The organism is Psychrobacter sp. CMS30, assembly GCF_904846565.1.
Lineage (GTDB): Bacteria > Pseudomonadota > Gammaproteobacteria > Pseudomonadales > Moraxellaceae > Psychrobacter > Psychrobacter maritimus.
The window spans coordinates 37,166-50,019 of the sequence record NZ_CAJHBF010000002.1 but is presented as its reverse complement, the minus strand read 5'-3'; the positions used below and the strand labels follow the sequence as shown (position 1 = coordinate 50,019).

The following is a 12,854-nucleotide window of genomic DNA, read 5'->3' as shown; positions in this document are numbered from 1 at the left end:
GATGATTGAGTTACAACAAACGTGGATGCTACCAGCATTAATCGCAATTCCTTTTATTGCAGGGTTGCTATGTTGGTTGGTCGAACGCTTTAATAAACGTCTACCGCGCTGGATTGCTTTAATCGGTATGACGTTGACCTTTGCCTTGTCACTAGTGCTGTGGCAGTACGGCGATTATAGCGGTATGAGTCAGCAAGTGATTGCGCCAGATGCAAATGTGCCATGGGTCGCTGAATTTAGTGTGCCGTGGATACCAAGCTTTGGTATCAGCTTTCACTTAGCGTTAGATGGCTTATCGCTATTGATGGTTGGCTTAACAGGTCTACTTGGTATTGCTGCCGTTGCCTGTTCGTGGAATGAGATTCAACGCCGTGTTGGTTTCTTCCATCTAAACTTGCTCTGGAGCTTGGGCGGCGTTATTGGTGTTTTCTTAGCCATTGATATGTTCTTATTCTTCTTCTTTTGGGAGATGATGCTGGTTCCAATCTACTTCTTGATTGCCATTTGGGGTCATGACGTCGTTGGTAAAACCAAAGAATACGCCGCAACTAAGTTCTTTATTTATACCCAAGCATCTGGTCTTATCATGCTGGTCGGTATTTTGATATTGGTCATTATCAGCTACGCCCAAAAAGGCGTAGTGAGCTTTAATTATAATGACTTGCTCGGTACGTCACTTGGCGGCTGGGAATATCCGATTATGCTGTGCTTCTTTATTGGCTTTGCCGTAAAGTTGCCAATTATTCCATTCCACGGCTGGTTACCTGACGCGCATGCGCAAGCCCCAACCGCAGGTTCGGTGGATTTAGCAGGGGTTTTGATTAAAACTGCCGCTTATGGTTTGATTCGTTTCGTCTTACCATTATTTCCAGCAGCGTCACAAGATTTTGCCCCGATTGCCATGACCTTGGGTACCATTGGTATCTTCTATGGCGCGTGGCTGGCCTTTATGCAAACTGATATGAAGCGCTTGCTGGCTTATACCAGTATTTCGCACATGGGCTTTGTGGTATTGGCAATTTATGCAGGAACTTTACTCAGCTTACAAGGTCTGATGATTCAGATGCTTGCGCACGGTTTAAGCTCAGCGGCACTGTTTATCATGGCAGGTCAGCTATATGAGCGTCTACATACACGTGATTTGACCTTGATGGGCGGTATGTGGGGACAGTTCCGTTATTATGCGCCGATACTGATGTTCTTCTGTGCCGCTTTATTGGGTATTCCGGGCACAGGTAACTTCATTGGCGAGTTTATGATTTTATTTGGTGCGTTTGCTGATTATCCAGTGTTTGTGGTCTTAGCGACATTCAGCTTGGTATTGGCAGGTTTATACTCGCTTTTCTTAATTCATAAAGCGCTATTCGGTACCAATAACATTAAAGAAGTGGCGTTACAAGAAACCAAGTTACACGGTTTGCCGACGCGTCCGTTAAAAGATTTGGGCAAGCGTGAGCTGTCTTTATTATTGATGCTAGCGGCAGGCTTGGTCTGGCTCGGACTGTATCCACAACCGTTCCTTGATACCTCAAGTCACGCGATGCAGTGGATTAATAACGCCTATATATACAGTCAAGTAACACAAGTAGGTGCCTCGCAGCTGCTTGATGCAATGGAGGCACGTTAAGTCATGAACGATTTTACGATGAATGATTTGATGGGGCTGCTGCCTTATGCACCAATCATTGCGGTAGTCATTACAGTATTGGTGGTGATGGTTGCCATCACTATTAAACGCTCTCATATGGTGACCGGTACTATCTCGGTCGTCGGTCTGAATGTCGGTCTGTTTACCTTACTTGGACAAATGGCAGGCATTATCGATAGTGGGCCTTTAGTACCAACGGCTGAGCAGTTATTTGTTATTGATAACTTCGCCCAGTTTAATATGGTGGTTATCTTTATCTGTGCATTGGCCTGCTTTACGCTGTCTTATGCCTATTTAGCTGATTTAAAAGATCATAAAGAAGAGCTATATTTATTGATGCTGCTATCGACCGTTGGCGCCTTGCTCATGGTCAGTGCTCAGCATTTAGCCTCATTCTTTATGAGCCTTGAGATGCTATCGATACCGCTATACGGCATGCTGGCATATACTTATATGCGTAAACGCTCGCTTGAGTCGGGGCTGAAGTACTTGGTGCTATCAGCGACGGCATCGGCAACACTACTAATGGGTATGGCGTTTATTTATGCAGAAGTAGGCTCGCTTGCCTTTAAACCTATCAGTATGACGTTGGTTGATTTATTTGAATCGCCGCTGTTGATTTTAGGGGCTGCAATGATGATGTTTGGTATTGCCTTTAAATTGTCTGCAGCACCGTTTCATATGTGGACGCCAGATGTTTATGAGGGCGCACCAGCACCTATCGCTACTTACTTAGCTTCGGTATCAAAAGTGGCAATGATGGCGCTGGCGGTTCGTTTCTTAATTGATACGTCGTTATTGGCACTGCCATCGGTACAGATGCTGCTTATGGTCATGGCAACCTTGTCGATTTTGGTGGGTAACTTACTAGCTGTCCGTCAGACTAGCCTTAAACGTCTACTCGGTTATTCGTCTATTGCCCATATGGGTTATGTGCTTATCGTGATCGTTAGCATTGGTTCTGCTGCTGATAGTATCTCAAGCATGTATATGGCGATTTATGCCTTTACCTCTATTGGTGCCTTTGGTGTCGTAACCTTGATGTCGAGCCCTTATCGCTTGGCTGGTGAAGCCGATGAGCTGACCCATTACCAAGGATTATTCTGGCGCCGTCCAGTATTGACCGCTGTGATGACCATCATGATGTTGTCATTAGCAGGTATTCCATTGACCGCAGGCTTTATTACCAAGCTATTTGCGATTCTTGCCGCCGTACAAGGTACCAACTGGTTCTTGGCTGCGATGATTATCTTGGGTAGTGCCATTGGTCTGTTTTATTACTTACGCGTTATGCTCACGCTATTTAAACGTCCAAAACAATTTATTGAATTTGACGTCTCGAAGCAGTGGGGTCTACGTACCGGTGGTATTATGGTCATCGCCGTCACCGCTATCATCGTCTTCTTCGGTGTGCTACCGAACAGTATGATTGAGTGGGCAAGTTTGGCTCGTATATGGTAATGGCATCATAGATATGAGTTAAGTATCAGTATTAATATCAGGTAAGACGCCGCATTCTTATGGCGCTGCTTATCTGCTGTTACGGTTAGAAAACCAAGGTGCGCCAGCTTTATGATAAGCTTGGCGCATCTTTTAGTTTGACCCCTTTAAAAATTCATAAAAATAGCCATCTACACTAGAGTAGCCATAATTATTAATAAAAAAAGAAGGTAAGTCATTATTATGAGTGACAATATTCAAAAAGTAACGGTGCTCAGTAAAACCACGTGGACGCCCAACCTATTTAGCTTTACCGTCAGTCGTCCTGATAGTTTTAAATTTACCGCTGGGCAGTTTGTGCGTTTGGGCGTTAATCCCAGTCAATTAAAATACTATAAGCAGTTGAGTGCAGTAGCTGATACTGATGATGACGATGAAGAACTGGACGAAACACTGGATGAGGATATCTTTCGCGCCTATTCGATTGTATCGTCACCCTTTGATGAGGTATTAGAATTCTTCTCTATTGTCATCCCTGATGGCGCCTTTACTTCGCAGCTGCAACACCTAGAGGTAGGCGATGAGCTGCTACTCAATACCATGCCATTTGGCTTTTTAACCTTGGCGCGTTATCAAAAACCGCTACCAAAAGACTTATGGCTGCTGGCGACGGGTACAGGCTTAGCACCATTTTTATCGATGCTGCAAGACTTAAAAACATGGGAAGATTACGAGCATATCATCATTGCTTATAGTGCGCGCTCGACAGAAGAACTGGCTTATATCGAGAAGATTGAAAGCTTGCAAGAAGACTTTGGCTCCTTGGTTGATAATCCAGCCAAGTTGATTTTTATACCTATTATTACTCGTGAGCCTGTCGAAGGCGCTTTGACAGAACGTCTGCCAAAACTCTTATTAGATGGAACGCTACAAGAGCGCGCCGGTATTGCCTTAGATGTCGACAGCACCCACGTCATGCTATGCGGCAACCCAGACATGGTAGAAGATACCAAAGAGACGTTAAAGCGCTTAGGACTGGTGATGAATCGCCGCGGCGAAGGCAATATCGCAGTAGAAAATTACTGGTAATCATATGGTTACTTTTAATCTAGTATAGAAGACGAGCTGCATTAAAAAAGCGCTGACCTTTAAAGACAATTATCTTTAAAGGTCAGCGCTTTTTTATGGCCAGGGTTTAAATAGCGCTTAGGCGGCTTTTCGTAGTCTATGAAGAGGGTTCTAAACTTGGCTCCGTAGCATCCGCAATCGGATTGATAGGACCTTGCATTAGCTGCGGCTCATCTTTATCACTTATGATATCTTCGTTAGCACTACTGGCTAGTAGGTCACGATAATTGATTTGCGTTTTAAGCACCAGTTGCTCTTCTTCAAGCTCGCCGTAATTGACTTGTACCTTATGTAAGGTGCTGATGATTTTTTTGTTCTTTTTCAGCCAGCGATTGATATCAAGGTAGATGATTTCCTCTTTGGCACGGGCAATATTGATATAAGACAAAATAAAGCCCAACGGGTCTTTTTTCAGCACGCTATGATAAAACCAGATAAAAAGCTTGATACCTTGGCGCTTGATAAAGGATTCGCAGCGTAGATTAAGGACGTCGGTATAAGTCTGCTGACCAAACACAAGGCGCTGAACGTTGCGATCAAGCTGTACATGAACCAAGCTAAAATTACTCGCCACCTCCGCATAGATACCGCCCGCATCGACAGTACAGTACAGGCGAAACCAGTCATCATGTATCTCAACGCGCAGCTCTAAAATGGCTTTGACATTGTCCGTGACAAACTTTTGCAGGGCATCATTGACGTAGGTTTGGGCCACCGGCAAGGATATTTCATCCTCAAGCTTATCGGTGGTTTTGTTATAAATGTTTTTAATCGCTTGGGTAAGACGCTCCCAGCCATCACTAAATGACTCGTCAAAACGGTAGCCAATATTTTCAAATAATTCATCAAAACTGTCTGAATCATTCATATTGTCCATATTATCAAAGTTACTCAAACTTATTATCCTTATAATGATGGGGGTCGTCACGTAAGCGTGAAACTGCACCTGTGTTTATATTTCATATTATGCAGGCGTGAAATTCGTATTTGCTAATAGCTCATTTATAAAACAGTATATATGAAAAAGGTAGCGTGCAAAATGAACGTCTAGGTTTTGTCTGATTGAGCAGGCTTACTATTTACTCTAGCTGATGCGATGTAGTTAGAGAGTACATTGCACTTAATATGCAGTAGTTAATATAAAACCGTTAACATAAACATCAGCTGATAGATAAGCAAGTAGCAAGTTAAGAGCTGCAGTATACGGTTGTGCTAGCGACACAATTCTTTGTCATGTTATGATAGCGCCGGCATTGGTCGACAGACGCTTATATTATCATGCTTCTTGCCGATAGCCCTTATATTCATTAGTTGAGAACAACTGTGGCCGCCATTAAAGACTCGCAAAGCTACCATTTTTCAGCGCAAGCACCTAAGCGTGATATCGGCTTGCCGATGGCGATTGTGATTGCCGTCAGTGTCCACGCGCTGGTTATTTTTGGGATTAGCTTCTCGATGGGGCAAGACCCTGCTGGTATGATGCAAGACGTTGCGAAAGCGCTGACGGATAATATGCAACCAAATGAAGATGCACAATTTATTGCCAATGCCTCACAAGAAGGCGGTGGCACGGTGCAGGAGCAATTGCGCCAAGAGACCGACCAGAGCAGTCCATTATCTGCTGAGCAAATGAGCGAAACGCAAGATGTGGTTAGCTTGCAGCGCCAAGTCCGTCAGCAGCGCTATCAAGAAAGTTATCTGCGTACGACGCTAAGTTGGCGTGAAGCAAGCGTCGAGTCTGATAACGATAGCAAGCAAGAACAAGATGATATGAAGGCGCAAGAAGAGCGTCTGCGTAAGCAAATTGCTACTTTAGAGGCGCAGCTGTCTCAGCGGCAACAGCTGTATGCGACCAAATCAAAAGTCGTGACCGTCGATAGCAATTCGACAACGCGCGGTGCGGCAGCGGACTATATCAATACCTTTCGTGAGCACGTCGAGCGGGTCGGTAACTTGCAATATCCTGCCCAAGCGCGCGCCCAAGGTATTACGGGTGAAGTGCGTTTGATGGTCGTCATCGGTAATGATGGTAATATTAAAGCCATTCGTTTGCTTGAGAGTTCAAACTCAACGATATTAGATGAGGCCGCCAAACAATCGGTCAGACAAGCGGCGCCATTTGGTAAATTTACCGAAGATATGAATGATATCGTCGAGTTGCGTCTGATACGTACGTATCGCTATAGTGATAAAGTAGACATCACTTATTAAGCTCATTGAGAGCCTGAAATATTTTATCGGGCTTTAATTTCGCTTTAAATTCAATTTAGCGTTAAATAATCATAAATATCATGTTTAAAATAATCATAAATATCATGTTTATAACAAAGTATTTATAAAAATACATTTTCAAAAATTAGTAATAGAGTAAAGAGTCAGTATGGAATTTTTAGGTTTTACCCTTGATATAGCCAGCTTAACAGAGAGTGCTTTGAGCATTGCGCTTAAAATTGCTTTTGCCTTAGTGATATTTATCGTTGGGCGTTGGTTGGCAAAAAAAGTCGTGACCATCAGCAATCGCATTATGTTACGTAGCCGTTTAGAGGCGACAGCGGCTAACTTTTTAAGCCGATTATTATATGGCTTATTGTTGGTTGTCGTGATTTTGGCAGCACTGAGTAAAGTTGGCGTACAGACCACGTCGGTTGTCGCTATCTTAGGCGGTGCAGCGGTGGCGATTGGTTTGTCACTGAAAGATCAGCTATCGAATTTTGCCGCTGGTATCATGATTGTGACTTTTCGCCCGTTTGTCCGCGGCGACTATGTGCAGATTAGCAGTTATACCGGTACGGTGACCGAAATTACCTTGGTCAATACCCATTTAACGACCATTAATAATCACGATATCATCATTCCAAATGGCGATATTACTACCTCAGCGGTGATTAACTATACCGCTTTACCCAACCGCCGCGTCGATATTACGGTCGGTATTGGTTATGATGCCGATATCAAAACCGCCAAAGACATTATGCTAAATTTGGCAAAAAATAATCCAATGGCGTTTACTGATCCTGCACCGGTGGTACGCGTGACCAACTTGGGCGACAATTCAGTCGATTTGACCTTGAATGTCTGGACCACCAACGATGATTGGTGGTCGATGCAATGCGATTTATTAGAACAATTCAAAAACGCCCTTGATGACAATGAAATTGACATTCCATTCCCGCAGCGCAGTGTGCATGTCAAAGGTTTAGATCAGATGATTAACCAGATGGATCAAGCACAAAAAACCATGTTAAAAAAGGGTTAAAAAAGGGTTAAAATGAACTGAACCCCATAAGTTGGACACAACTTATGGGGTATTTTTATGCGTTACGATCTAGACTTTAAAATGCAAGTCATCGCATACTATCGGCAAGGCCATAGTAGTCACGCCACCGCTAAGAAGTTTAACGTCAATCCAGAGTTTGTACTCAAATGGGTTAAGCAATACCAAAGCGGTGGCATAAATGCCATTAAGCCAAAGACAAGTAAGGCCAAATACAGCAGTGAGTTTAAACTTAACGTACTAACCACCATGCTTAAAAAAGATTTAAGTCAATCTGAGGTGGCACTGAAGTTTAACATCAGCTCACCGGCCTTAATTAGCCACTGGCACAAAGCTTATCGACTACAGGGTATGTCTGGACTCGTATCTAAACCTAAAGGTAGAACCGCCATGAGCAAACCATTTATCACAGACAAGCCAGATGATGAAAAGAGCTTAGCAGAGCTTAAGCGTGAGAATGAGTATCTACGTGCGGAGAACGCCTACCTAAAAAAGCTAGATGCCTTGCTCAAACAGAAGAAGAAACAAGCTTTGAAAAAGCAAGGCTCATCGAAGGACTAAGAGAGCGCTGCTGTTTATCTGACTTACTTAAAGCCGCTGGTATGCCCAAAAGTGTCTTTTACTATCATAGAGCAAGACTTGAGCGTGATGACAAATACACTGAATTAAAACAGCGTATTGCTAAGCTGTATCATCAGCACAAAGGCAGGTATGGCTATCGCAGAATCACTGAGGCTCTAAAGCAGTTAGGTAGTCATTACAACCACAAGCTCATCGCTAAGCTGATGCGTAACATGAAGCTTAGCGCCAAGATAAGACGTCAGAAGTACCGATCTTACAAAGGACAACAAGGCAAGATTGCGAAGAACTATTTAAAGCGCCAGTTTCATGCAGATAAACCAAATAAACGCTGGCTGACCGATATTACTGAGTTTAAGGTGGGTGATGATAAGCTGTATTTGTCACCCATACTTGATTGTTATAACAATGAGATCATCACCTATACGCTCTCAAAGAGACCCACTTATGACTTAGTTGGTAAGATGCTAGCTAGTGCTTTAGATAAGACAAAGGCGTGCCGTGGTAAGAGATTAATGCTGCATTCAGATCAAGGGTGGCATTATCAAATGAAACCGTTTAGCACGACGCTTAAACAGCATGGAATTAAGCAAAGTATGAGCAGAAAAGGCAACTGCTTAGATAATGCACTGATGGAGGGGTTCTTCGGTACGCTGAAGTGCGAGACGATTTATATTGAGAAACCGAAAACTATTGAGCAGTTAGAGAAACAGATTCATGAGTATATGCATTATTATAATCATGAGCGTATTCAACTTAAATTAGAAGGACTGAGTCCTGTGCAATACAGAACTCAGTCCTTGTTATAAACTAAACCGTCCAACATTTGGGGGTCAGTTCAAAAAAGAGCTAAAGACAAGCTAGAGACAAGCTAGAGGTAAGGATTTGGCAGCGCCAATCCTGCCAAAATATCAATCTCAAAGCTTTCCATCTCATCTTGCTCGGCTTGTCCGAGCTCATGGTCAAAGCCAAGCAAGTGCAGCACACCGTGTATTAATAAATGGCTGATATGCTGCGCTTCGGTCTTGTTTTGCTCAGCTGCTTCACGTATCACCACGCCATGACAAATAACCAGCTCACCTAGCGGTAGCGTTGGCATCAAGCCAATGATTGCCGCCGGTAAGTCGCTTGGGTAGGATAGAATATTGGTGGCATAATCTTTGCCGCGTGCCTCTAAATTAAGCTCTTGACCTTCCACGGCATCCGTAATATAGATATCCAGCGCTTTCGATTTTTCTTGCCATACTTCAGTATCGATATCGGCATAATAAGGCAGCGTCAGACCATTTTTAATGCGCTCATCTATATTATCCAATGTCGCCATCATGACCTTTAATAAGTTTTCGCGATTATAAAAGCTCTCAAGTATATCGTCATCAATACTATCGGCGGCGCTGATATCAAGTACAGCTAAGCTGTCATCATTATTAAAGCTACTATTGAAACTGTCATTAAAATTGCTATTAACATTCTCATCAACATTATTGTCAGTATCATTCTGTTCGGCTTGGCTCATGCCATTATCCTTTTTTTTATCAATTTAAAAATATTTAACAATAAATATCTAAAAGTAAAAAACCGGATATCAAATCCGGTTTTCTTGCCATATTTTCTTAAGTTTTCTCATATATCTATATTCCGATAGCTTATAGCTTAGCGGCTGCATCGTTTATTGCCTGTTTACGCTCTTGCTCTTTCATGCGCTCAAACTTACGTTTTTCTTGCAAAGCGAGTTGCTCTTCATCAAAGACATCATAAGCTTCAACAATTTTTTGTACCAATTGATGGCGTACGACGTCTTTTGAATCAAACTTGGTGATATGAATCTCTTCAATACCGCTTAAGATTTCCATCGCTTGCGCCAGACCAGATTTACTACCGCGCGGTAAATCGACCTGTGTAATGTCACCAGTAATAACCGCACGTGAACCAAACCCTAAGCGCGTCAAAAACATTTTCATTTGCTCGGGCGTGGTATTTTGCGCTTCATCCAAAATGACAAATGAGTTATTCAAAGTACGACCACGCATATAAGCAAGCGGGGCGACCTCGATGATTTGCTTTTCAAGCATTTTACCCACTTTATCAAAGCCAAGCATCTCATATAGCGCGTCATATAAAGGGCGCAAATACGGATCGATTTTTTGCGTTAAATCACCCGGTAAAAAGCCTAACTTTTCACCAGCTTCTACCGCAGGGCGTACCAGTAAAATACGCTCAATCTCATTGCGCTCAAGCATATCGACAGCACAAGCGACGGCAAGATAAGTTTTGCCGGTACCGGCAGGTCCAATACCAAACGACACATCAGACGATAAAATATCTCTCACATAACGCTGCTGATTGCCACCGCGCGGAATGATTTTACCATTACGGGTGCGCAGGCTAACTGGCGTAAAGTCACTGGCAGCATCCAAGTTGTCTGCATCTTCCTCGTCATCTAATTCTTCATCGGCTGCTATATCTTCATCGCGTGAGATACTCGATTGGATGATTAAGTGCAGCTCTTCTGCGCTGATATCTTTGGTATTTTGCGCTTCATCGACCAGCTTATAAATAATACGTTCGCCGCGCTCAACACCCAATATATCGCCGCTCAGGCAAAAGTCGCCTTGGCGTTGGCTGATTTTAATATCGAGGCGTTCTTGGATATATTTCATGTGGTTATTATATTCGCCGAGCACGGTTTTAAGCTGTGCTGGGGTCAACGATTCGAACTTTATACGGCGGCTCATGGAATCAGTCAAGCGATTATCCTTGTATTTAGTTGCCCGCGGCTATGGCCAATTTTCTATGGTTTAGTTAATAAATGGCGATAGATTAACGGGCTTCAGAGATAAAATAATTAATTGTGTTTCATTGCTTTTAAATGGTTTTTATAACGTTTGTTGCTTGTATGACGGTTGCTTAGCTGATAGAAATTAAAATGACGGTAAATGGCTGATAAAAATGGTTATTCGTAAAATGACTGGTAATAAGTAACTATCCTGCCTTCATTATGGTAGATAGATTTTAAAATTCAAGCGATATAAGGGAGGTAGCGCTCTGTTTTTGTATGGCGATTGCAACTACTGACTGCGTTTTTGCTGTTTTTAATGTTGAGTCATTTTAAAAGCCAGTGTTTTGTAGGTTTGAGCTTTCTAAGATCCAAGCCGTTTTTAGATAATAGGTGAGTATTAGAAATCTTTTACACTCGCTGAGGATACTGTCAAGAGCACAGCATGCGCGGTAATTTGTGGTAATCTATTGCTTAGATAAGACAGCTATAAAAGCCAAGCTGAAAAGCGGCAGACAACGATAAATTTTCTAAAAAAATAATATTTTTGAGTGCGTATTCATCACGTCTAAACGCGTGTTAAAAGGGTCATATTAGGAATAATAACCATGCAAAATACTGAAGCAAATTTGTCAAAATCCAATCATGTTAAATCTAGTCATGTTAATAAAGCTGCTATGACTGAGCAGCAAGTGCTTATCGCGGGCGGTGGGCATGTCGGTTTATCGTTTGCATTGTTACTTGCCCATCATGGTATCGCTAGCACCTTGCTGGAAAAAAACAGCTATCCAACCATCAGTCCTAATGATGATGCTAAGCGTAGCCATTATTTGGACAGCCGTAATACCGCATTGTCACGGCGCACGGTACAGATTTATCAAGAGATTGGGCTATGGGCTGAGCTACAAAGCCATGCCTGTCGCATTGATGCGGTACAGATCAGTGAGCAAGGCAGCTTTGGACGCGCGCAATTAAATAAAGCTGAGGAGCAGGTCGAGTCATTTGGGCAAGTAATGGAAAATGCGTGGCTCGGACGTAAGCTGTTATTGGCTGCCCAGCAAGAGCCGCTGATTACTTTAATTGATAATGCCAATGTGATAGCCGTTAGCCAACAAAGCGATGGCGTGACGCTAAGCTTTAGCTATTACGGTGAAGATGAGCATGAGCAGCAATTGCAGGCCAGCGTATTAGTCGCTTGTGATGGTCGTGACTCTACCGTGCGTCAGCTATTAGGTATCAGCACTACCACTTATGATTATAAGCAAACCGCTATTGTTGGGGTGGTAGAGACCGATCAGCCGCATGAACATATTGCCATTGAGCGCTTTAGTCCGGCAGGGCCGCTTGCGGTGTTGCCATTGACTGATCCAGAAGGCGACGGCAATGATGAGTACCAAAAAGGTTATAGACGCTCGGTAGTTTGGGTTTGCCCAACTGGCGAAGAGACACAATATCCAGAAGATGATGCGCATTTCTTGGCGATTTTGCAGCAAGCCTTTGGCGAGCGCGCTGGCACGTTTAAAAAAGCCGGTCGCCGCGGTGCTTATCCATTAACGCGGGTACTGGCAGACAAACAAGTCGATGGTCGCTGCGTCATCATGGGTAATGCGGCCCATACCTTGCATCCGGTTGCTGGACAGGGTTTTAATCTATGTATGCGTGATGCGCATGTACTGGCACAAATGATGAGTCGGCAAGTGCTAAAAGGTGAAGACATTGGTAATCCGACTTTGCTCAAACGTTATGAAAAAGACCGTCAAACCGATCAAAAACGCGTCATTCGCTTTTGTGATGCCGTCGTACATGGCTTTACGCATCCAAATCCAGCGGTGAAGTTGGCACGTAACGTAGCTTTGGTTGCCTTTGATAAACTGCCAAATATTAAGCCATTGATTGCCAATTATGCGATGGGCTTAAAATCTTAGTTCAATATACTGGTAAGTTATTAAGCAAATAAAATCTATAATTTCAGCTGCTGCTAAACCACATAAATATGAGCGGTTGACATA

General features: G+C 43.2%; 11 protein-coding genes. 8 read left to right on the top strand and 3 right to left on the bottom strand.

Annotated features, from left to right (window positions below; genetic code table 11):
• Nucleotide 1 precedes the first annotated feature (1 nt).
• The 3 genes from nuoM to JMX94_RS01195 all read left to right on the top strand — a co-directional run bounded on the left by nuoM (nt 2) and on the right by JMX94_RS01195 (nt 4,177).
• Entirely contained in the window at nt 2-1,627 is a 1,626-nt protein-coding gene (gene nuoM / locus JMX94_RS01205; RefSeq protein ID WP_201562532.1) for an NADH-quinone oxidoreductase subunit M, read from the top strand.
• A gap of 3 nt (nt 1,628-1,630) precedes the next feature.
• Nucleotides 1,631-3,109 carry an NADH-quinone oxidoreductase subunit N gene (locus tag JMX94_RS01200; protein WP_198329007.1) on the top strand — a complete coding sequence of 493 codons (1,479 nt, stop codon included), beginning with the start codon at nt 1,631-1,633 and terminating at the stop codon, nt 3,107-3,109.
• Between the two features lie 222 nt (nt 3,110-3,331).
• Nucleotides 3,332-4,177: a ferredoxin--NADP reductase gene (locus JMX94_RS01195; protein ID WP_201562530.1), complete on the top strand. Its 846-nt coding sequence runs from the start codon at nt 3,332-3,334 to the stop codon at nt 4,175-4,177.
• A gap of 136 nt (nt 4,178-4,313) precedes the next feature.
• On the opposite strand, the gene JMX94_RS01190 is transcribed toward JMX94_RS01195, so the two are convergent.
• The gene (locus JMX94_RS01190; RefSeq protein ID WP_227673471.1) at nt 4,314-5,084 is read right to left on the bottom strand and encodes a hypothetical protein; all 771 of its coding nucleotides are present in this window, start codon (nt 5,082-5,084) and stop codon (nt 4,314-4,316) included.
• 455 nt (nt 5,085-5,539) lie between these two features.
• On the opposite strand from JMX94_RS01190, the gene JMX94_RS01185 reads away from it, so the two are divergent.
• The 4 genes from JMX94_RS01185 to JMX94_RS01170 all read left to right on the top strand — a co-directional run bounded on the left by JMX94_RS01185 (nt 5,540) and on the right by JMX94_RS01170 (nt 8,878).
• The gene (locus JMX94_RS01185; RefSeq protein ID WP_201562528.1) at nt 5,540-6,427 is read left to right on the top strand and encodes an energy transducer TonB; all 888 of its coding nucleotides are present in this window, start codon (nt 5,540-5,542) and stop codon (nt 6,425-6,427) included.
• Nucleotides 6,428-6,596: 169 nt separating this feature from the next.
• Nucleotides 6,597-7,472: a mechanosensitive ion channel family protein gene (locus JMX94_RS01180; protein ID WP_201562526.1), complete on the top strand. Its 876-nt coding sequence runs from the start codon at nt 6,597-6,599 to the stop codon at nt 7,470-7,472.
• 57 nt (nt 7,473-7,529) lie between these two features.
• On the top strand, nt 7,530-8,051 hold the full coding sequence (locus JMX94_RS01175; RefSeq protein WP_201562524.1) for a helix-turn-helix domain-containing protein: 522 nt from the start codon (nt 7,530-7,532) through the stop codon (nt 8,049-8,051).
• The gene (locus JMX94_RS01170) at nt 8,039-8,878 is read left to right on the top strand and encodes an IS3 family transposase (protein WP_227673470.1); all 840 of its coding nucleotides are present in this window, start codon (nt 8,039-8,041) and stop codon (nt 8,876-8,878) included. The genes JMX94_RS01175 and JMX94_RS01170 overlap by 13 nt, the downstream gene beginning before the upstream one ends.
• 62 nt (nt 8,879-8,940) lie before the next feature.
• Here the strand turns inward: JMX94_RS01170 and ybeY are convergent, their stop codons facing one another.
• Together ybeY and JMX94_RS01160 are read right to left on the bottom strand one after the other, a co-directional pair.
• A complete protein-coding gene (gene ybeY / locus JMX94_RS01165) occupies nt 8,941-9,585 on the bottom strand; it encodes an rRNA maturation RNase YbeY (protein WP_201562521.1) in 645 nt (214 codons plus the stop codon).
• Between the two features lie 130 nt (nt 9,586-9,715).
• Nucleotides 9,716-10,804 carry a PhoH family protein gene (locus tag JMX94_RS01160; RefSeq protein WP_201562759.1) on the bottom strand — a complete coding sequence of 363 codons (1,089 nt, stop codon included), beginning with the start codon at nt 10,802-10,804 and terminating at the stop codon, nt 9,716-9,718.
• Between the two features lie 718 nt (nt 10,805-11,522).
• Here JMX94_RS01160 and JMX94_RS01155 point away from each other — a divergent pair.
• A complete protein-coding gene (locus JMX94_RS01155; RefSeq protein ID WP_201562757.1) occupies nt 11,523-12,770 on the top strand; it encodes an FAD-dependent monooxygenase in 1,248 nt (415 codons plus the stop codon).
• The last annotated feature ends 84 nt before the right edge of the window (nt 12,771-12,854 follow it).